The sequence below is a fragment of the Nocardioides hungaricus genome (assembly GCF_054782915.1).
In genome coordinates this window covers 1-20,273 of sequence record NZ_BAAGRO010000029.1, presented here as the reverse complement: position 1 = coordinate 20,273, position 20,273 = coordinate 1, and the positions used below count along the sequence as shown (strand labels likewise).

General features: G+C 69.6%; 21 protein-coding genes and 1 pseudogene. All 22 read right to left on the bottom strand.

The features are described from left to right. Positions 1-7 precede the first annotated feature (7 nt). Positions 8-760: an SDR family NAD(P)-dependent oxidoreductase gene (locus ACYVKX_RS12265; protein ID WP_460832596.1), complete on the bottom strand. Its 753-nt coding sequence runs from the start codon at positions 758-760 to the stop codon at positions 8-10. After that, a complete protein-coding gene (locus tag ACYVKX_RS12260) occupies positions 757-1,635 on the bottom strand; it encodes a TIGR03619 family F420-dependent LLM class oxidoreductase (RefSeq protein ID WP_460832593.1) in 879 nt (292 codons plus the stop codon). Before ACYVKX_RS12260 ends, ACYVKX_RS12265 begins: the two co-directional genes overlap by 4 nt. Before the next feature lie 7 nt (positions 1,636-1,642). Beyond that, on the bottom strand, positions 1,643-2,086 hold the full coding sequence (locus ACYVKX_RS12255) for a nuclear transport factor 2 family protein (RefSeq protein WP_460832591.1): 444 nt from the start codon (positions 2,084-2,086) through the stop codon (positions 1,643-1,645). After that, positions 2,086-2,829 carry an ABC transporter ATP-binding protein gene (locus ACYVKX_RS12250; RefSeq protein ID WP_460832588.1) on the bottom strand — a complete coding sequence of 248 codons (744 nt, stop codon included), beginning with the start codon at positions 2,827-2,829 and terminating at the stop codon, positions 2,086-2,088. The genes ACYVKX_RS12255 and ACYVKX_RS12250 overlap by 1 nt, the downstream gene beginning before the upstream one ends. Next, entirely contained in the window at positions 2,822-3,586 is a 765-nt protein-coding gene (locus tag ACYVKX_RS12245; RefSeq protein ID WP_460832586.1) for an ABC transporter ATP-binding protein, read from the bottom strand. The genes ACYVKX_RS12250 and ACYVKX_RS12245 overlap by 8 nt, the downstream gene beginning before the upstream one ends. An 11-nt stretch (positions 3,587-3,597) precedes the next feature. After that, positions 3,598-4,605 (bottom strand): branched-chain amino acid ABC transporter permease, encoded by a 1,008-nt coding sequence (locus ACYVKX_RS12240; protein WP_460832583.1) that lies wholly within the window; start codon positions 4,603-4,605, stop codon positions 3,598-3,600. A gap of 41 nt (positions 4,606-4,646) precedes the next feature. Continuing rightward, positions 4,647-5,519: a branched-chain amino acid ABC transporter permease gene (locus ACYVKX_RS12235; RefSeq protein ID WP_460832580.1), complete on the bottom strand. Its 873-nt coding sequence runs from the start codon at positions 5,517-5,519 to the stop codon at positions 4,647-4,649. A 67-nt stretch (positions 5,520-5,586) separates the two neighbouring features. Continuing rightward, positions 5,587-6,714 (bottom strand): branched-chain amino acid ABC transporter substrate-binding protein, encoded by a 1,128-nt coding sequence (locus ACYVKX_RS12230; protein WP_460832577.1) that lies wholly within the window; start codon positions 6,712-6,714, stop codon positions 5,587-5,589. 269 nt (positions 6,715-6,983) lie between these two features. Continuing rightward, positions 6,984-7,265: an SDR family oxidoreductase gene (locus tag ACYVKX_RS12225; RefSeq protein ID WP_460832575.1), complete on the bottom strand. Its 282-nt coding sequence runs from the start codon at positions 7,263-7,265 to the stop codon at positions 6,984-6,986. Continuing rightward, positions 7,265-7,765 carry an Lrp/AsnC family transcriptional regulator gene (locus ACYVKX_RS12220; protein ID WP_460832573.1) on the bottom strand — a complete coding sequence of 167 codons (501 nt, stop codon included), beginning with the start codon at positions 7,763-7,765 and terminating at the stop codon, positions 7,265-7,267. Before ACYVKX_RS12220 ends, ACYVKX_RS12225 begins: the two co-directional genes overlap by 1 nt. A 619-nt stretch (positions 7,766-8,384) precedes the next feature. Beyond that, positions 8,385-8,784 (bottom strand): annotated as a pseudogene (locus tag ACYVKX_RS12215) (arsenate reductase ArsC). After that, the gene (locus tag ACYVKX_RS12210; RefSeq protein ID WP_460832571.1) at positions 8,784-9,455 is read right to left on the bottom strand and encodes an aquaporin; all 672 of its coding nucleotides are present in this window, start codon (positions 9,453-9,455) and stop codon (positions 8,784-8,786) included. Before ACYVKX_RS12210 ends, ACYVKX_RS12215 begins: the two are co-directional and overlap by 1 nt. Then, the gene (locus tag ACYVKX_RS12205) at positions 9,452-9,652 is read right to left on the bottom strand and encodes an ArsR/SmtB family transcription factor (protein WP_460832567.1); all 201 of its coding nucleotides are present in this window, start codon (positions 9,650-9,652) and stop codon (positions 9,452-9,454) included. Before ACYVKX_RS12205 ends, ACYVKX_RS12210 begins: the two co-directional genes overlap by 4 nt. A 157-nt stretch (positions 9,653-9,809) precedes the next feature. Beyond that, positions 9,810-10,073: a metal-sensitive transcriptional regulator gene (locus ACYVKX_RS12200; RefSeq protein WP_460832562.1), complete on the bottom strand. Its 264-nt coding sequence runs from the start codon at positions 10,071-10,073 to the stop codon at positions 9,810-9,812. Positions 10,074-10,075: 2 nt separating this feature from the next. After that, the gene (locus ACYVKX_RS12195) at positions 10,076-10,492 is read right to left on the bottom strand and encodes a DUF302 domain-containing protein (protein ID WP_460832560.1); all 417 of its coding nucleotides are present in this window, start codon (positions 10,490-10,492) and stop codon (positions 10,076-10,078) included. A 21-nt stretch (positions 10,493-10,513) separates the two neighbouring features. After that, positions 10,514-12,685, bottom strand: a complete 2,172-nt coding sequence (locus tag ACYVKX_RS12190; protein ID WP_460832558.1) for an MMPL family transporter — start codon at positions 12,683-12,685, stop codon at positions 10,514-10,516. 244 nt (positions 12,686-12,929) lie between these two features. Beyond that, the gene (locus ACYVKX_RS12185) at positions 12,930-14,249 is read right to left on the bottom strand and encodes a 4-aminobutyrate--2-oxoglutarate transaminase (protein ID WP_460832556.1); all 1,320 of its coding nucleotides are present in this window, start codon (positions 14,247-14,249) and stop codon (positions 12,930-12,932) included. Between the two features lie 32 nt (positions 14,250-14,281). After that, positions 14,282-15,709 (bottom strand): NAD-dependent succinate-semialdehyde dehydrogenase, encoded by a 1,428-nt coding sequence (locus tag ACYVKX_RS12180; protein WP_460832552.1) that lies wholly within the window; start codon positions 15,707-15,709, stop codon positions 14,282-14,284. Positions 15,710-15,735: 26 nt separating this feature from the next. Next, complete coding sequence (locus ACYVKX_RS12175; RefSeq protein WP_460832550.1) at positions 15,736-16,920, bottom strand: CaiB/BaiF CoA transferase family protein; 1,185 nt, start codon at positions 16,918-16,920, stop codon at positions 15,736-15,738. Beyond that, complete coding sequence (locus tag ACYVKX_RS12170; protein ID WP_460832548.1) at positions 16,920-17,936, bottom strand: acyl dehydratase; 1,017 nt, start codon at positions 17,934-17,936, stop codon at positions 16,920-16,922. The genes ACYVKX_RS12175 and ACYVKX_RS12170 overlap by 1 nt, the downstream gene beginning before the upstream one ends. Then, positions 17,933-18,763, bottom strand: coding sequence for an HpcH/HpaI aldolase/citrate lyase family protein (locus ACYVKX_RS12165; protein ID WP_460832545.1), 831 nt, complete (start codon positions 18,761-18,763; stop codon positions 17,933-17,935). The genes ACYVKX_RS12170 and ACYVKX_RS12165 overlap by 4 nt, the downstream gene beginning before the upstream one ends. Before the next feature lie 56 nt (positions 18,764-18,819). Further along, positions 18,820-20,091, bottom strand: coding sequence for a Glu/Leu/Phe/Val family dehydrogenase (locus ACYVKX_RS12160; RefSeq protein ID WP_460832542.1), 1,272 nt, complete (start codon positions 20,089-20,091; stop codon positions 18,820-18,822). Positions 20,092-20,273: the final 182 nt, after the last annotated feature.

The window sequence follows — 20,273 nt, the reverse complement described above, 5'->3', positions numbered from 1 at the left end:
CCGCGGCTCAGGGTCGCAGGCTGTAGCCGCCGTCGATGAGCAGGGTGGAGCCGGTGACGTACTGCGCACCGGCGACGTAGGCCACGGCGTCGGCGATCTCCTCGGGCCCGGCGAACCGGCCCAGCGGGATCCGGGCGACGATGCTCTCCATCATCTGCTCGTCCGCCTGGGCGGCGTCGCTCATCGGCGTGGCGACGTAGCCCGGGAGCACCGCATTCACGCGGATCCCGTACCGGGCGGACTCGAGCGCGGCGACCTTGGTCAGCTGGATGATCCCGGCCTTGGTGGCGCCGTACGCCCCGAAGCCGGCGACGGCGAGCGCGCCCAGCATCGAGGCCACATTGACGACGGCACCGCCCCGTCCCGACTCGCGCATCAGACGAGTCGCCACCCGCAGCCCGTGGAAGGTGCCGCCGAGGTTCGCCTGGACCATGCTCGACCAGTCCTCGTCGGTGGTCCTGGCGATGGTCACCGGCGTGAGCAGGCCGGCATTGTTGACCAGGAGGTCGAGGCCGTCCTGCTCGGCCGCGACCCGGCCGAGCACCTCGTCGACCGAGACCGGGTCCGACACGTCGCAGGTGGCGGTCGTCGTCCGGTCGCGGGCCGGGTCGAGCTCGACCGCGGCGTCGAGCAGCACCTGCTCCCGCCGGCCGAGCATGGCGACCCGGTAGCCGTCGCCGAGCAGCCGCTCCACGCAGGCGCGCCCGATGCCGGTGCCGGCGCCGGTGACCACCGCCACCGGCATCCGGTCGGCGCTCATCCGCGCACCTGGTCGATCGCGCGCCGGGGACCGTCGGGGTCGTCGAAGTCGACGTCCACCATCACGTCGGTGACCCCCACCTCGGCGAGGGCGTCGAGCAGGCGCCCGACGTCGGCCGGATCCGCGGCGTTGTACATCACCCGGGGTGAGGTCTCGTACGGCGAGCCGGCGCCGGCGGCATGCTGCCGGATCCGTTCGATGCCCGCCGGGAGCACCTCGAGCGGGTCCTCCGACGGCTTGAGCAGCGGGAGCCACCCGGCGTGGTGGCGCGCCACCCGCTTCAGGGCCAGGTCGCTCATCCCGCCGAACAGCACGGGGACGTCGCGAGCCGGCGTGGGGACCATGTGGACTGGCCGGTCGAGCCTGAAGAAGCGGCCCTCCCTCGGCTCGACGTACCCTGCCCAGGCCTCCCGGCAGATCTCGATCCACTCGTCGAGGCGGGCGCCGCGTCCCTCGGGCGAGTAGCCGAGCGCCTCGAACTCCTCGGTCAGCCAGCCCGCGCCCGCACCGAGCACGAACCTGCCGCCGGAGAGGGCGTCGATGGTCGCGATCTGCTTGGCGAGGTCCAGCGGGTTGCGCAGCCCGGGGATCAGCGTCGCGGTGCCGATCTCCACGCGCTCCGTGGACGCCGCGAGCGTCGCCGCCCAGATGAGGGCGTCGTACCAGGGGCCGGCCGGGTTCCAGACCATCTCGCCGGAGTCCGAGAACGGGTACCGGCACGAGGTCTCGGTCGGCATCAGGATGTGGTCGCTCATCCAGAGCGAGTCGAACCCGGCCTCCTCGGCCGCGCGGGCGTCCCGAACGGCGGTCAGGCCGGCCGAGCGCTCCCCGAAGTTGTCGATCTTGGCGCCGACCTTGATCTCACTGCTCGTCATCGGTGTCCTATCGCTCCCACTTCTCGAAGAACTCGACGGCCAGGGCTCCCTGCCCGTCCCACAACCGGAACCGCCGGCGCTCGAACAGCCACTGCCCGTCCCGCTTCACGCACATGTCGACGTAGTAGGCCATGAACGACATCCGGAACTCGTCGTCGTGCATGGCCGGGGCGATGCTCATCGAGACGACCTCGCACCGGTCCGCGCCGCCGTGGTAGACGGAGTTGGCCGTCCAGTGCTGGCTCCGGAAGTCGCCGTCGCCCTCCCGGGCTCCGGACACCATCGAGGCGATCTCGTCGGCACCTCGCCAGGATCCGGCGCTGCCGTCGAACTCGCCGTCCTCGACGAAGAGGGCCGCAACGGCGGCACCGTCGTTGGTGTCGAGCGCCCAGGTGTAACGCGCGAACAGCTCCTGGATGGCCAGCCGGTCCTCGACCGGCACGCCCGCCATCAGACAGCCTTCTTCCCGAGGTACGCCTCGGCCATCACCGGGTCGTTCTCGACGACGTCCGGGGTACCCTCGAGCGCGACGCTGCCCGAGGAGAGCACGTAGGCGTAGTCGGCGATCTTCAAGGCCGCGCGCGCGTTCTGTTCGACGACGAAGATGCTGACGCCGGTCTCGCGGACCTGCTCGATGATCTCGAAGCAGCGATTCACCAGCGCCGGCGCCAGGCCCATCGACGGCTCGTCCATCAGCACCAGCTCGGGCCGCTTGATCAGCGCGCGTGCGAACGCGACCATCTGCTGCTCGCCGCCGGACAGCACGCCCGCCGGCCGGTGCAGGAGCTTCTTCATCGGCGGGAAGAGCTCGAGCATCTCGCCGATGGCGGCCTGCTCGTCGATGTCGCCGCCACCCGACCAGATGCCGAGCTTGAGGTTCTCCTCGACCGTGAGCGTGGCGAAGACGCGCCGTCCCTCTGGGACGACGCCGATGCCGCGCGCCATCCGGGTCGGGGTGTCGTCGCCGGTGACCTTCTGGCCGTGCCAGTAGATGTCGCCGGAGGTCACCTTGGTGGTGCCGCAGATCGTCTTCATGCTCGTGGACTTGCCCGAAGCGTTGCCGCCCAGGAGCGCGACGACCTGGCCGGGCAGGACCCGGTAGTTCACCTCGCTCAGTGCCTGGAACTTGCCGTAGACGACACTGACACCGCGGAGCTCGAGCAGCGGCGCACCGCCGCTCGCCTCGCTAGCCAAGGAATGCCTCGACGACGACCGGGTCATTCTGGACGTTGGCGGGGGTGTCATGGGCGATCACCTTTCCGGCGTCGAGGACGTACACGTCGGAGCAGAGCTCCGTGATGACGGGCATCTTGTGCTCGACCAGGAGCATCGAGATGTTGCGTTCCGTCGAGAGCTGGCGGAGGAGCGCGGACAGCTCCTCCGTCTCGTGCGGGTTCATCCCGGCCATGGGCTCGTCGAGCAGCATCATGCTGGGATCGGTCATCAGCGCCCGGGACAGCTCGACGCGCCGACGGTTCGCATAGCTGAGCGACAGCACCTGGTGCTTGCGCCGGGGCAGCAGCCGGGTGCCGAACATCGACATCAGCTCGTGCGCCTTCTCGCGCTGCTCACGCATCTCGCGCCGGGCGGCCGGCGTCCGGAGGACGCTGGCCGCCATGCCGTGCCGGTAGCTCGAGTGGCTCCCCAGCAGGATGTTCTCCTCGACAGTCAGGGTGTCGAAGAGCCGGATGCCCTGGAAGATGCGGCCCATCCCGAGCTTCGCGCGCCCGTGCGCCTTGACCTTGCGCAGGTCCACCCCGTCGAGGGCGGCCGAGCCTTCGAAGCGGGTGCCGAGCGCACCCGACACGACGTTGATGAACGAGCTCTTGCCCGACCCGTTCGGGCCGATCAGGCCGGTGATCGCGCCTCGCCTCGCCTCGACGTCGACGGCGTCCAGAGCGGTGACGCCGCCGTACCGCACGGTCAACCCCGTGACGGAAAGTCCTTGCATGGAACTGGCCCTCACTTCTTGATCAGATTGACGATCTTCGTCTTGCCGAGCAGGCCCTGCGGGCGCACGATCATCAGGACCACGATGAAGAGGCCGCCGATGATGTCGCGGTAGTCCTGGATCGGGCGCAGCATCTCCGGGATCAAGATGATGATCACCGCGCCGATGATCGATCCGGAGACCCGTCCGAGCCCGCCGATGACGGCCATCTCGAAGATCAGGACGCTGACCTGCACGTTGAACGACGGCGGGCCGACGAAGGACAGGTTGTAGTCGAGCAGCCACCCACTCAGGCCCGCCAGGGCAGAGCCGATCCCGAAGATCGCCACCCGGGCGATGTCGGGCCGGATGCCGACCGACAGCGCAGCGGGCGTGTCGTCGCGCAGGGCCTCCACCGTCTTGCCGAAGCGGGAGGTCACGAGCACCCAGGTGACCAGGCACGCGATCGCGACGACGGCGAGGTTGACCATGTAGAAGCTCGTGCCATAGCCGACCTCCCAGCCGAACAGCGTCAGGTCCGGGATGCCGGCGAGGCCGGAGGCGCCGCCGGTGACGTCGACCCACTGGACCGCGAGGTCGATCACCATCAGGTTGAACCCGAGAGACACGATGAAGAGGTAGTCGCCGCGGATGCGCAGGGCTGGGATGCCGACGAGCACGCCGGCCACGCCGGCCACGACGACCGCGGCGAGCATGGTGATCGCGCCGTCCAGCTCCCACCGGGTCCCGAGGATCGCCGCCGTGTAGGCGCCGACGCCCATGAACGCGGCCTGGCCCATGGCCAGGAGACCGGCGTTGCCCAGGATCAGGTTCTGCCCCAGGGCAGCGGGGATGTAGACCATCGTGATCAGCGCAGCGCCGTAGAGGGCGGGCGACGGGTCCGTGTACGGGAGCACGATCACGACCAGGACAGCGGCGACACCGATGGCTGCGCCGAGCAGCTGTCCCCTCGAGAACCGGCTCTCCTCGGCGTCGACGTACGGCGTCGCAACCGCGTGGAAGCCCGTGCTGGCGTTCATCGTCGTGGAGTCCTCGGTCGTAGATGCGGGGGGGCGCGCGCTCATAGCCGGTTCGCCGTCGTGACGCCCGCGAGGCCGCTGGGCCGGAGCAGAAGGAACGCGATGAGCAGCGCGAACGTCACCGTGTTGAGCAGGGCCGAGTCGACGTAGCCGGCTACCAGGGCCTGGATCACGCCCAGCATCAGGCCGCCCCAGAAGGGACCCCAGATGCTGCCGATGCCGCCGATCACCGTGGCGGTGAACGCGTTGAGGGTACCGGCGAAGCCCATCGCCACGGAGATGCTGCCGTAGTAGCCGCCGTAGAGGATGCCGCCGACGACGCCGAGCACGGCGCCCAGCACGTACACGCCGACCACGACCCGGTTCACCGGCATACCCATCAGCTCCGCCGTGGGTAGGTCGTCGCGCACGGCGCGCATCGCGCGACCCAGGTTGGTGCGGGTGGTGAGTAGCCACAGCCCGCCCGCCATCGCCACGCCGGTGAGGAGGATGACGACCTGGAGCGGGGAGAACGTCAGTCCGAAGACCTGGAACGTCGAGTCCTGCCAGGGGAACGGCATCGGTCGCACCTGGGTGCCCCAGATGAGGCGGGCGATGTTCTCCAGCACGAGGCCGACGCCCACCGCGGTCACCGTCGGTGCCAGTCGGTTCTCGCGGACGGGCCGGTAGGCCAGTCGTTCGATGACGACGGCCGCGATCGCGCCCACCAGGACGCCGGACAGGATCCCGATCACCAGGCCCGCGCCGGTGCCGGCCACGCTCAGCGTCGTGAAGGCGCCGATCATGTAGATGTAGCCGTGGGCGAAGTTGATCTGCGCCAGGATGCCGTAGACGAGGCTGTAGCCGACCGCGAGCATCGCGTACACGAGCCCGGCGGCGACGCCGTTGGACAGCTGGGTGACCAGGAACTGCATCGGTCGGATTTCCTTTCGGTACGGGGGACCCGGGTGGGGTCGGTCGCCCGCCCCCACCCGGAGGCAGCTACTCGGCCGCCATCGCCGCGGACGTCTCCTCATCGACGACCCACTTGCCGCCCTGGAGCCGCAGCACGACGCTCGAACCGCCGATGTTGTCGCCGTTCTCGTCGAACTCGATCGGACCGGCCACGCTCTCGAAGGACACCGAGCGGATCGCCTTCATGAGGTCCTCGGTGCTGCCGTCGTTGGCTTTGACGGCCTCCTTGATCACCTGGATCGACTGCCAACCCATGGCGCCCTGCGTGCCCGGAGTCTTGCCGTACTCATCCTCGAACGCCTTCACGAACTCCGCGTTGCCTTCGGTGGGCATCTCGGGGGCGTACACCGGGATGATGTAGGCACCCTCGCCGGCGGCACCCGCCAGCTTGATGAAGTTGTCCGTCTGCACGTTGTTGTTGCTGACGATCGGGAACTCCTGGCCGCCGAACGCACGCGTGCTCTGCTTGACCGCGGTGCCCATGTCGGCGTCGTACCCACCGAGGAAGAAAGCGTCGGGGTCGGCCTGGGCGATGTTCGCCAGCAGCGGCGAGTAGTCGTTGGTCTGACCCGGGGTGTAGCTCTCCATCGCCACGGCCTCGGCGCCGTACTCCTGGGTGGCGTCCTTGACGACCTGGGCGAGGGCCTGGCCGTAGTCGTCGGCCGGGTAGAGCACACCGAGCCTCGGCAGGTCGAGAGCGACCGCGAGCTTGACCGCGTTGGCGACGGTGATGTCGTCAGCGGGGATCACCCGGTTGAAGCCCTCGTAGTCGAGGTCGGCGAGGGTCGGCGAGCTGGCCGCGGCAGCCACGATCGGCATGTTGTAGCGCTTGTAGATCGGCACCGCGGACTGCACGGCGACCGAGCACACCTGGCCGACAACAGCCGCGTAGTCGCGACTGACGACGGCGTTCGCCGCCGTCGCGCCGTCGGTCGGGGAACACTTGTCGTCGAAGGTGTCGACCTCGATCTTGCGCCCGTCGACGCCACCGTCGGCGTTGATGGTCTTGACCGCAAGATCGATGCCCTGCTGGACCTCCAAGCCGTACGACGCCGCCGAGCCGGTCAGCGGCGCGACGAGGGCGAGCTTGATGGGGCCGTCACTGCCCCCGGCGGAACCGGAATCGCCGCCGCAGGCGCTGACCGCGAGGGCCATGACCGCAGTGCCGACGAGCAGGGCGGAGCCACGCGTGGGTGTAGTCTTTTTCATGAGGGTGTCTCTCCGTATCAGTTGAGCGAGATTGACGACGCACCGCGCGAGCGGTGGATGCGGACCCGTCGTTCAGGGTCCGTATTCAGGCGGCGAGCGCCTTCACCGACTGGTCCTCCTCTCGGCGGATCTTCCGGTCCGTGTTCCGGTGCGGCTGCCACCGCACTGGAACGTGGACCCTCCCTGGTAGAGGCAAGGTCCGAGACATCTCCGAATCAGGCATGTGCGGTCCACCCTCCGTCGACGGGGAGGACGGCGCCCGACATGTGGCGCGCCGCGGTGGAGACCAGGAAGCAAATCACGTCGGCCACTTCACCCGGCTCCGCGGCACGACCGAGCGGGATGCGGGACAGGAGTGCCGGCCCGCGTTCGGGGTGCTCGATCGACGCTCGGCTCATAGGGGTGGCGATCAGACCCAGGCGCTCGGTCGTGGCGGCCTCGATTCCCGAGGCCGCGCCCGACACGATCGCCGAGCCGTGCCCCGGCACTGGCGGCATCACCGGTCCTCCGGCATCGGCAGCGAGTTCGCGAGCGCGTCGGCAACCGGCGCCTCGCCGAGGCTGACGACGGTCTCGAGACGCTGGATCCCGTCGATCGGCCACAACTGGTCGAGCATCACCTCCTGCATGTGCGCGAAGTCGCGAAGGCGCAGTTGCGCGACGAGGTCGTACTCACCGGTGACGAAGTGGAGGTCCTGGAGACCTTCGAGCCTGGCCAGATCCTTGAGCAGGTCGGTGAGCGCGACGCCGGGCGTGACGGTGATCGAGACATAGATGAGCATCGGCAGGCCCACCGCCGACCAGTCGATGGTGGCTGAGTAGCCGCGGATCACTCCGCTGCGCTCCAGCCGCGAAAGGCGCTCGGCGATCGCCGGCGCGGACATCCCGATCTTGCGGGAGAGCTCGCGCTGCGACTGCCTCGCGTCCTGACGCAGCAGCGCCAGCAGAGCGCGGTCCACTTGGTCGAGGTCGACGGCCGGGCGGGGCTTCTGGATCATGGTCGAGACGCCTGCCATATACGACTTCGGGCGCGCGGACCCCGCGACCGAACTGGGTGCTGATCGAGACGGCACAGGTGCCTCCGCTGGGGTCGGGTACGCGACGGGATTCTGTCCGAGACACCCTCTCACGTCAAATGTCCAACTTTCAGAACTTCTGTCAGATGTGATGAGATCTTTACTTTTGCGAGATGTTTCGGCGACAATGCTTCCAATCGGTCACCGATCGAGCTGATCGACCGAGCAGTTGCTCTCAGCCCCCCAGTCCGCCGGAATCAGACGGCACGACACTCCCGCGAGGACGCCCATCGCTTCGACGACCCGGACCGGGCCGGGCCGGACGAGCCCCCCCGGGAGCCGCCGTGACGCGGTCGGGGGTGGAAGTGTTCTGGTTCAGGACATCGGACCTTCGAAGGCAAAGCCAACGGATGACAAGTCCCCATGGGCCGGCCACCTGGCCTGGGCGCACGCCCCCGCTGGCGAGCGTCCGGACGTCGGCACACGGACGCTCGCTCTCGACCGAGCGCAACTCCCGACGCTGGCCGTGCTCGTCCACCGCGGCAGAAAGCCAGGCACTTACCACCAGCGGCATGACGTGACCCGGAGAGCGGTACGGCGGTCACGGGGCCAACTTCGCGACCAACCCCTCGACCCGGCGGCGGATCTCGTCGCGGATCGACCGCACGGCCTCGATGCCCTGGCCGGCCGGATCGTCGAGGACGCAGTCCTCGTAGCGCTTGCCGGGGGAAGAACGGGCACTCGTCGCCGCAGCCCATCGTGACGACGACGTCGGCCTCGCGGACCGCCGACTCCGACAGTAGCCTCGGCTGCCCGGCGGCGATGTCGATCCCGTCCTCGGCCATCGCCGCGACGGCGACCGGGTTCACCCGGTCGGCCGGCTGGGAGCCGGCGGAGAGGACCTCGACCCGGTCACCGGCGAGGCGCTGAAGGTAGCCGGCCGCCATCTGCGAGCGGCCGGCGTTGTGAACGCAGACGAAGAGCACGGTCGGGCGGGACATCACGCCTCCTGCGGAGCGGGGTGGAGCAGCACCACCAGCGCAGCCCCCAGGGCGCCGCCGATCAACTGCATGAGGACGAAGGCGGGGACCGAGGCCGGTGCGATGCCGGCGAAGGTGTCCGACAGCGTGCGCGCCAGCATGACGGCCGGGTTCGCGAAGCTCGTCGAGCTGGTGAACCAGTACGCCGCCGCGATGTAGCCGCCCACGGCGAACGCGGCGGTCTCGACGCGGGGCGAGCGCAGCGTGCCGAACACGACCAGCACGAGCCCGAGCGTCGCCACGACCTCGGCGAGCAGCTGCCCGGAACCGCCGCGCCCGGTGCCGGAGATCGAGACCGCGTCGAGGTCGAACATCAGGTTCGCGACGACCGCGCCGAGCACGCCGCCGACCACTTGCGCCACCACCAGCGCGCCCGCGGTGACCGAGTCGATCCGGCCGAGGACGCGTTCAACCAGCGTCACGACCGGGTTGAACGACGCCGAGACCGGCTGAAGGGCCAGGATCAGCGCGACCGGCACGGCGCCGGTGGCGAGGCTGTTCTCGAGCAACTGCAGACCCGCGTCGTCGGGCGAGAGCCGTCGCGCGGCGATGCCGGAGCCGACGACGGCCGCCACGAGGAATGCCGTGCCGACCAGCTCAGCCGCCGCCCGGCGTACGAGCGGAGCGGTCACGCGGTCGTAGACCCCGACACGCGCTCCTCCCGGCCCAGGAGGCCGGCCTCGTGCAGCAGCTTGAGGTGGTGGCTGATCGTCGTCTGCGAGAGGTCGAACGCGTCGTTGAGCTCGCAGACGCAGGCCTCCCCGTCCGCGTGCGAGACCACCAGCGACAGCCGGCGGAGCCGGGCCGGGTCCGCGATCGCCTTCACCATCCTGGCCGACCAACTGCCACGGGACGAGCTTGCACATCCGCTGTGAGGTTGCTGGATGGATCCCCGGTTGGCCGGTGATCCCTGACGTTGTCAGGGGTTGCAACGCCTGACAACGTCAGGCTTCCCCGGCTGACCGGGGATCCATCCAGGTCCCCGTTCACGCCAACGAGAGGAAGAGCCGCTCCAGCTTCTTCGCGTCGAGGCCGTCGAGCCCCTCCTCGGAGGCGAGGCAGTGCTGCAGGCCGGACGCGACGATGGCGAACCCGGCCTTGTCGAGGGCCTTGGAGACGGCCGCCAGCTGGGTGACGACCTTCTCGCAGTCCTGGCCCTCCTCGAGCAGCCGCAGCACCCCGGCCAGCTGGCCCTGCGCGCGCTTGATGCGGTTGATGACCGGGGTCATCTCGGCGGGGTCCAGATCCATCGCTACTCCTTCTTCGCAGGGTCGCGGTCCAGCACGGCGAGGGTCGCGACGAGCCGCTCTCGCGCGTCGGCGACCACGGCGTCGAGCGCCGCGTCGTCCGCGATGCGGGTCATCGCGGACGGGTCGAACGCCTCCACGACCGTAGCGCTCGCCCCCTGGGCGCGGACCACGACATTGCACGGCAGCACGGCGGCGATCGCGGGGGACGCCTGGATGGCCTGGTACGCGAGCTGAGGCCGGCAGGCGCCGAGGATGACCTGAGGTGGCAGGTCGACGTCGAGCTTGTCCTTCAGCGTGGCCGCCAGGTCGATCTCCGTGATGATGCCGAACCCGTTCGCGGCGAGCGCCTCGCGGGTGGCCTTCAACGCCTCCGGGAACGGAGCGTCCAGGACGGTGGCGAGGGTGAAGTTGCCGGTCATGAGGGTGACTCCCTGTCTCTGTCAGCCGTGGGAGAACTGGATGTCGGGCAGGAGGCGCCGCAACCAGGTCGGGCAGGCCCAGGCGGCGCGGCCGGTCAGCCGCAGCAGCACCGGTAGCAGGACCAGGCGGACGAGGAACGCGTCGAGGAGGACGGCGAGGCCCAGGACGACGCCCATCTCCTTGGGCGGCAGCGGACCGGAGAGCGCGAAGGTGAAGAACACCGCGACCATGACCGCGCCGGCCGCGAAGATCACCCGGCCGGAGTGCGCCAGCGAGCCGACCATCGCCTCGCGCGCGTCGCCCGACCTCTCCCAGTGCTCCTTGGCCGAGGCGAGCAGGAAGACGGTGTAGTCCATCGCGATGGCGAATATCATCGCGAAGAAGAACACCGGCGCCCACGCATCGAGGAATCCCTGGGACTCGAACCCGAGGAGCCCGGCCCCCCATCCGTCCTGGAACACCAGCCGAGCCACCCCGAACGCCGCGGCGGTGGAGAGCAGGCTGACCAGGGTCCCGAGCAGCGCGATGAGCGGCGCCTGGAGCGCGAACAGCAGCAGGAGGAACCCGAGCGCCAGGACGACACCGATGACCAGCGGCGTCGAGGTGTCGAGCTGGGCCTTGAGGTCGAGGTTCTCGACCGCGGCGCCGCCGATCTTGGCCGAGCTCGGCAGGTCGGCACGCAGCCGGTCGACGGTCGCGCCGAGGGCGGGGTCGGACGGGTCGACCTTCGGGACGGCCTGGATGAGCGCCAGGTCGCTGCCATCGGCTGCCGGGACCGCGGGCATGGCGCCGGCGATGCCCGGGTCCTCGCCCAGGACGGCGGCAGCGGCCGGGGCGTCTCCCGCGGAGGTGATGACGGTCAGGGTGCCGGGTGCCCCGTCGCCGAAGGCGGCCTGCACCCGGTCGTACCCGACACGCGCGCTCGCGTCGTCGGGCAGCACCTTGATGGACGGCATCGCCGTGTTCAGGCCCAGGACCGGCGCCGCGAGCGCCGCCAGCACCACGAGCGAACCGAGGCCGTACGCGACCGGCCGACGCCACAGCCGCTGGCCCCAGGCCGCGAACCTCGGGGACCGGTGCTCACCGGTGTGCACCCACGGCAGAGCGAGCTTGTCGATGCGCCCGTCGAGCTTGACCAGCACCAGCGGGAGCAGTGTCAGCGTCGCGGCGAGGACGAACAGCACCGAGAGCATGATGCCGCCCGCCATGGACCGGAACGCGGGCGAGGGCACCAGCATCACCGCCGAGAGCGAGATGAGCACCGTGAGCCCGGAGAGCAGGACGGCCTTGCCCGCGGTGTCCATCGTCTCGGCAACCGCTTCGCGTGCGGTCTCGTGGGCACCCATCCGGGCGGCGCGAAACCGGACGACGAGGAACAGGGCGTAGTCGATGCCTAGCGCGAGGGCGAACATCATCGCGAAGTTCATCGCCCAGATGGAGACCGGGACCAGCTCGTTGATGAGCACCAACGACCCGGCGGAGGCGACCAGGCCGGCCAGGGTGAGCAGCAGCGGCAGCCCCGCGGCGACGAGCGCGCCGAAGGCGAGCACGAGAATGGCCAGGGTCACCGGCCACGAGATCATCTCGGACTTCAGCATCGCCGACAGGTTGGCCTCGTTGAAGTCCGACCACAGCATCGAGGCGCCCGTCGCGGACACCTCGACCCCGCCGCCGGAGAGCTCCTCCAACGGGCCCTTCAGGTCGGTCGCGGCGCGCACCATGTCATTGGTGTCCGCGGCGGCGCCGGCAACCAGTACGGCGGTCCTCCCGTCCGCGGAGAGCGTGGCGCCGGCCTGCGGCGCGATCACGCCGGCGATGCGGTCGTCGGCGCTCAGGATGCGGGTCGCCTCGGCGATCACCTGCGCTCCACGCCCGGCATCGACCGGGCCGGAGCCGCTGTGCACGACGACCTGGATCGCGGAGCTGGACGAGCCGCCGAAGTGCTCGCGGGCGAGCTCGCGAGCCGCGACCGACTCCGAGCCCGCCGCCTGCCAGCCCGCACCGGACAGATTCGCCTCGACGCGGGGCGCGAAGAGGCCCAGCCCGACGACGACGAGCAGCCAGACGGCCGTGGTCAGTCTGGCGTGGTCGGTCACCCAGAGGCCGATGCGGCCCAGTCGGCCGACCGACCACGGCACATCGCCGGGGTTCCGGGGCCGGCGCTCGACGGGGCCGGTTCGCGCGGTCGTCATCTCGGTCTCCTCACGACGGGGTCTCCAGATACCCTAGGGGGTATCTGGAGACAGACCAAGACACCCCGGGCGATCGGGCTCCGCCCTAGCCCTCGAGCGTCCGCTTCGACCGGGCCGGCGAGCGCGGAGCAGAGGACGCCATCGACCAGGGGACTTGGCCGGACCGAGCACAGGGATCTCGTCGCGTTCGGCTGCGGTCAGGACTGCGCCGAGAGTCAGCGGCGCGCACCTGTCGCAGTTGTCGTCACACTGCTGCCGACTCGGCGACGATCGCCTGCGCCAGGATTCCGAGTCCCTCGCGCAGCAGTCCCTCCTCGATGACGAGCGGCGGGAGCAGGCGAACGACGTTGCGGTGCGGGCCAGAGTTCATGACGATCACCCCCTGCTGGTGACAACTCGCGATCACCCGGCCGCACAGCTCGGTGCCCGGCCGCCCATCCGCGTCGAGGAGCTCGACTGCCATCATCGCTCCGCGTCCGCGCACCTCGGCGACGGTCGGGTGGCTCCGGACAAGCGGTTCAAGGATCTCCCGAACGATGGTGCCGATCTTGACGGCGTTGTCGAGCAGCCCGTCCGCCTCGATCGTCTCGAGTGCGCCGAGGGCTGCTTCGCAGGCGACCGGATTCCCTCCGTAGGTGCCACCGAGACCGCCGGGTCCGACCTGGTCCATCAGCTCCTTGCGTGCGGTGATCGCCGAGAGCGGCATTCCGCCGGCCACGCCCTTGGCGACGGTCACGATGTCGGGGACGACATCCTCGTGCTCGATGGCGAACCACGTCCCCGTCCGTCCGATGCCGCTCTGTACCTCGTCCGCGACGAGCAGGATTCCGTTGCGACGAGCGAACTCGGCGAGCGCGCCGAGGTAGCCAGGAGCCGGCACGACGAACCCGCCCTCGCCGGCGATGGGCTCTGCGACGATCGCGGCCACCTGCGCCGCGCCGACGAGTGTCTGGATGGCTTCGATGGTGCGAGCGGCAGCTGCGGGGCCGTCCAGGCCGTCGCGCAGCGGGTTGGACGCGGGTACGCGGTAGACCTCGGAAGCGAATGGCCCGAAGCCCTGCTTGAAGGGGGCGGACCGTGCGGTCATCGCAAGAGTCAGGTTGGTCCGACCGTGGTAGGCGTTGTCCAGAGTGACCACGGCCTGTCGACCAGTGGCCACTCGGGCGACCTTCACCGCGTTCTCGACAGCCTCGGAGCCGGAGTTGAACAGGACCGTGGACTTCGCGTGGTCGCCGGGGGTCAACTCGTTGAGGCGCTCGCAGACCGCGACGTAGCTCTCGTAGGGCGAGACCATGAAGCAGGTGTGGGTCGCGAGAGCGACCTGCTCCCGTACCGCGTCGACGACGCGGGGAGCCGAGACTCCGACGGTCGTGACGCCGATCCCGGCAGCCAGGTCGATGAACTGGTTTCCGTCGACATCGGCCACCACCCCGCCGGCGGCCTCGGCCATGTAGATCGTCAGGAGCGACGCGACGCCGCGCCCGACATGGGCGTCGCGCCGGGCCGCGAGCTCGCGGGACTTCGGTCCCGGGATCGCGGTCTTGAGGATGCGCTGCTGCTCCATGGTGGCTCCGTGATCTCTAGAAGGGCGTGACGTCACCAGGTGACGGCGATGTACTTGGTCTCGAGGAACTCGGTGATGCCGTGTCGCCCGCCCTCGCGGCCGACACCGCTCTGCTTCATGCCGCCGAACGGGGCAGCAGGGTCTGAGAGGAGTCCGCTGTTGATGCCGACCATCCCCGCGTCGATCCGCTCGGCGATGCGGAGCGCGCGGCTCAGGTCCCCGCTGTAGACGTAGGCCGCCAGGCCCATGTCGGTTCCGTTCGCAAGGGCGATCGCCTCCGACTCCGACTCGAAGGCGACCACGGGTGCAGCAGGCGCGAACATCTCGTGCTGCAAGACGGCGGCATGGGGATCTACGTCGACCAGCAACCGCGGCGCGAAGTAGTACCCGCCGCCGGGTGCCGATCCACACGAGACCTCGCGCGCACCGTCGGCCAGTGCGGCAGCGACAGCGGCGTTCACGCTCTCGAGCGCCTGCCTGCTGGCCAGCGGACCCACGTCGACGCTGGGGTCGGACCCGGGTCCGATCTTCATCGACGACAGGGCCGACCCGAGCCGCTGCACGAACTCGTCGTGCACGGAACGGTGGACCAGGAAGCGGTTCGCAGCCGTGCACGCCTCGGCGTTGTGGCGCATCTTCGCCACGACCGCGCCCGCGACGGCGGCATCGAGGTCTGCGTCCTCGAACACCACGAACGGAGCGTTGCCACCCAGCTCCATCGAGCACTTCAGGACGCGTGAGCTCGCCTGTGCCAGGAGTTGCCGTCCGACGGCGGTGGAACCGGTGAACGAGAGAGCGCGGACGGGCCCATCGGCGATCAGGTCTCCGACGACCTCGACGTCACGGGTGGTCGGGATGACGTTGATGACGCCGGCCGGCACTCCGACCTTCTCCGCGACCTGCGCGATCAGTAGTGCCGTGAGAGGCGTCTGGAACGACGGCTTGACGACGACCGTGCACCCCGCGGCGAGTGCCGGCGCGATCTTGCGGGTGACCATGGCGGCAGGCAGGTTCCAGGGGGTCATGAGAAGGGAGACACCGACCGGTTCGGAGATCTCGATGATCCGACGTACCCCGCTCGGAGACATCGTGAGGTGGCCCGGCAACCGCACTGCCTCCTCGCCGTACCAACGGAAGAACTCCGCCGCGTAGGCGACCTCCGCGCGCGCGTCTGCCATGGGCTTGCCGTTCTCGGCAACGATCAGCTCTGCCGCAAGATCGGTGAGCGCAGTGAGCTCGTCGAACATCGCTCGCAGGAGCTCTGCCCGCTCTCGGGGAGCAGCCCGGCGCCAGTCCTCGGCGGCGTCCTGTGCTGCGGCAGCTGCCGCCCGGCCGTCCTCGACCGTGGCGTTGGCGACCGTCGCCAGCACCTCTCCCGTGGCCGGGTCCTCGACGTCGAACCGATCGCCGGAGGTGCTCGGCAGCCAGTTGCCACCGATGTAGAGGTCCGTGGCGGTCACTACTGGCGCGCCTGTGGGATTGGCAGTCATGACGTCCCTTCGTCTCGGGCGGTGTCTCGCAGTTCGTTGTCAGCGCCAAGGCGTGGCACGAGTCCCGGCTCGGCGGCTCGGCCGTCGAAGAGCAGCGGGAGATGCGGGAGGGCTGGGTACGTGCCGGCCGGCCGCTCGAGGCGGTCGTCGACCATCGGCGCGAAGAGGCCACGATGTGCGAGATGGGGACAGTTGCGGACCTCGTCGACGGTCTGCACGATCCCGGAAGGCTGCCCGGCGCGTCGGAGCGCCTCGACGGCCTGCTCGCGAGTCTTGTCGGCCGCCCACGACTCGAATGCGGGAACGACGAGGTCCTTCATGCGGTCTGCTCGTTTGAGCACGGTGTCCAGAGCCGGGTCGGACACGAGTTCGGGCCGACCCATGGCGGCGCAGCAACGCGACCACATCTCGTCGGTCGGGATGACGATCGAGATCCAGCCACCATCGCCGGCGCGGAAGGCCCCGACCGGACTGAAGCGGTCGATGCCGCGGGTGGGGACTTCGCCCGTGAACTCGTGGAGCGTCAGTGGGCGCTCGAGGAAGGCGGCGCCGATGTCGTACATCGCTGCGTCGATGTGCGTGCCCTGCCCGGTGCGGCCTCGCTGGACCAGTGCAGCAAGGATCCCGAGGGCGGCGTGGATGCCGGCCAGGAGGTCCATCGTGCCCATCGGGGCGAGATCGGGCGGCCCGTCGGCGGTGGGCCCGATGAGGCTGCTGAGTCCGCTCATTGCCTGGATCACGGAGTCGAAAGCGGGCCATTCGGCGTACGGTCCGCCGGACACTCCGAAGCCCGAGATCTCGCAGATGATCAGGCTGGGGAACTCCTCTCGGAGCGTCTCGACGCCGAAGCCCATGCGCTCCAGGGAGCCTGGGCGGTTGTTGCAGACGAATGCGTCCGCGGTCGCGAGGAGCTCCCGGAGGATGGTCTTGTCGTCCGGGCTTCCGAGGTCCAGCTCGACGGAGCGCTTGCCGCGGTTGTAGGACGCGAATCCACCGGAGACGTAGTCGTCCGCGGGCCCGAGCCGCGGCTCATAGGTACGCCTGGGGTCGCCGGCACCGGGTCGCTCCACCTTGATCACCTCGGCGCCGGCGTCAGCCAAGATCGCGGTGCAGTGGGGTCCGGCGATGAACTGCTCGAGCGAGACGACGCGGATGCCTTCGAGGAGTCGGAGTCCACTCATCAGTCTGCTTCCTGGACGTCGTTGCGTGCGGTCTTGACGAGGACGACGGGGCGCCAGTCCAGGACATCGGCGGGGAGGGCGCGGGCGTTGGCGGTCGATGCCCGTGCGGCGACGACCACCTGGAACCCGATGACGGACGCGTGCTCGTCGACGGGGTGGCGGTCGACCTCCTCGACGGAGAAGTCGAGGGTGTCGCCTTCGAAGACGGGTGAGAGGTGGTCACAGCTGCGCCACCCCAGGACGGTGATGAGACCCGGCACCAGGCGGGCCAACGAGGCTTGGGCCAGTCCGATGGCGTGACCGCCGTACACGAGACGCCGACCGTCGATCCCGAGGCCCGAGTCCCGGTGCGCGGCGGCCTGGTTCTGGGTCAGCCGAACCAGCTCCAACGCGCTGCTCACCGTGTCGGAGAGCGGGTCCCGGGTCGCGCCGTTCCGGCCGGGGTAGGTCGTTGGGAACAACGAGAAGTCCCAGCTCGACGGCACGAACCGGAGGTACTCCCACAGGGGTCGATCGGCTTCCGCAGCTCCTACGGTCCCCGCCTCGACGACCTGATCCGGGTCACGGCACGGGATCAGGGCGAGTCGTGAGAACTGCGCAACTGTCCGGTCGTCCTGATCCACCGTCTCCATCCGGAGCAGCACCTTGCCGCGCCGTGCGCGAGGGCCGGCCTTCGTCAGCTCGAGGGCTGCGGGGGTCACCCTGGTGGTGAGGGTGTCGCCGAGATGCACTTGGCGGTGGAGCGCCACGTCTCGGTAGAAGAGATTGGCGATCACCCGCCGTGTCGCGACGGTCGACTGCCCGATCGCGACCTGGAGAACCAGGCCCGGGTTCGCCAGTCGACGCAAGCGAGCCGTGACGGCGGCGGAATCCACGGCGCTCAGCGGCAGTCGCATCGAGTCCCCGGTGATGCCCTGGTAGGCAGCGGCCAATCCCTCGTCGATGGTGATCGACGGCGCAACCTCGAGAGGCTGACCGATGGTGAAGTCATCGGCAAGAGGTCCATCGAGTCTCACTCGGAAACGCTCCGATCCTGGCCGTTGGCGGCGAGGATGGTGCGCGCCCGATCGACTACGGGCTTGTCGACCATGTGCCCGTCCACGCGCACGGCACCCGCGTCGACATCGCCGATCGACTCCAGGACGCGCTCGGCCCATGCGACCTGCTCGTCCGACGGCCCGAACGCCGAGTTGACCCGGTCGAGTTGGCCAGGGTGGATGCACAGCTTGCCGGCGAATCCCAGGCTGCGGTCGCGGAGGACTTCTCGAGCGAGCTCGTCCCCGTCCTCGAGTGACGTGCTGGGGCCCGCCAGGGCCCACGCCCGACCGCTGGCTGCGGCGTTGACGATGCGACTGCTCGCCCAGGTCAGGTCACCGACGTGCCAGCCCCCCGCAGAGCTGAGATCGGCGACATAGTCGACCGTTCCGAACATCAGACCCACCACGGCGGGGTGGACGGCGATGTCGCGGGCCTCTTCGACGCCCTGCGCGGTCTCGACCAACGCGATCAACGGGCACGTGACGAGGCCGGCGACCGAGGCGATCGAGGCTGCGGTGCTCTTCGGGACGACGACGGCTGCGAGGTCCAGCCCATCGGCGAGAAACGCTCGCAGGTCGCGCCGGCCAACCCCGGTGAGGGGGTCGTTGATGCGTACCGTCAGCGGGGCCCGCCCGGACTCGACCTTGACGAATTCGAGCGCCAGGGTGCGAGCAGTGTCCTTGTCGGCCGGCGCGACACCGTCTTCGAGATCCACCATCAGCGCCGCGACCGGCCGGCGCAGCGCGGACTCGAGGAGTCGGGGCTTGCTCGCGGGTACGGCGAGCAGCGACCGCGGCGGGACCATCGCCTTGCGCCGATCGCCATGCGGGATTCGGTTGAATCCCGCGAGAGCGCGCCCCATCACGGGTAGAGCCCGCGCTGGAGGTGAGCCTGAGCGACCCTCTCGACGGCCAGAGAGGTCGCGGCCCTGCGAAGCGACAGACCCCGGCCCGATGCGAACTCGCCGACCCGGCTCCAGACGTCGGTCATGCGCTCCGCCAGACGCGACTCCACCTCGGCCTCGGACCACCAGTACGACTGGTTCGCCTGCACCCACTCGAAGTACGACACGATCACGCCGCCGGCGTTCGCCAGGATGTCGGGTACGACCAGGGTGCCGTTCGCCTGGAGGATCTGGTCGGCATCGGCGGTGGTCGGGCCGTTCGCGCCCTCCACCACGATGCGCGCACGAACTCGACTCGCGTTGGCGGAGTTGATCACCGACTCGACTGCCGCAGGTACCAGCACGTCGACGTCGAGTTCGAGGAGTTCCTCGTTCGACGTGGCGTCCGCCAACGGGAACCCGGCGACCGTCCCGTTGTCGTCGACGAACCTCTCCAGGGCGGCCATGTCGAGGCCGCTACCGGAGTGGACCGCGCCGTACTGGTCACTGACGGCGACCACGCGTACGCCGGCCTCGGCGAGGAACCGTGCTGCGCCGCGACCGACCTTCCCGAACCCTTGGACGGCGGCGGTCGAGGTCTCGAGATCGAGTCCACGGCTCGTCATTGCCGCGAGGGCCACGTGGACCACGCCGCGAGAGGTTGCGCTGGCTCGTCCCTGGGATCCACCGAGGCTCAGCGGCTTGCCGGTGGCGACGCCGAGAACCGTGTAGCCCTTGCCCACCGAGTAGGTGTCCATGAGCCAAGCCATGGTCTGCTCATCGGTGCCGATGTCGGGAGCGGGAATGTCGCGCGTCGGTCCCAGGATGGGCGAGATCTCGCTCGTGTAGCGGCGGGTAACGCGCTCCAGCTCGGTCACCGAGTACTCCTGCGGGTAGATGCAGACACCTCCCTTGGCGCCACCGTACGGGACGTCCGCCAGCGCGCACTTCCAGGTCATCCACATCGCGAGCGCGCGAACCTCGTCCAGGGACACGTCCGGGCTGAACCGCAGCCCGCCCTTGGCCGGCCCCCTCGAGAAGTTGTGCTGGACGCGATGACCCGTGAACAGCTCGACGCTCCCGTCGTCGCGGCGAAGCGGGATGCTGACCGTGATCTCCCGGCGCGGTGTGGCAAGCATCCGGTGGATGCCCTGGCTGTAGCCGAGGAACTCGACAGCATCTGCGAGCTGGGCCTGCGCGTCGTCGAGTGGCGTCGCCGTGACGGCAGGGGCTGCGGCAAGTTGGGTCATCGTGGGTCCTCGCGGATGAACCGGCGGAAACGTCGTCGGCGCCGCCAGAGGTGGCGATCGCCGTTGCGATGACGCTAGGCGTCGAACCACACTCACCGCACCGCCGTTCTGCATATTTTTGGCTCTTGTGACGCATCCGTGGGTGGTTGAGCGCGCCTTGGAGTGAGAACACGCCGTTCCTG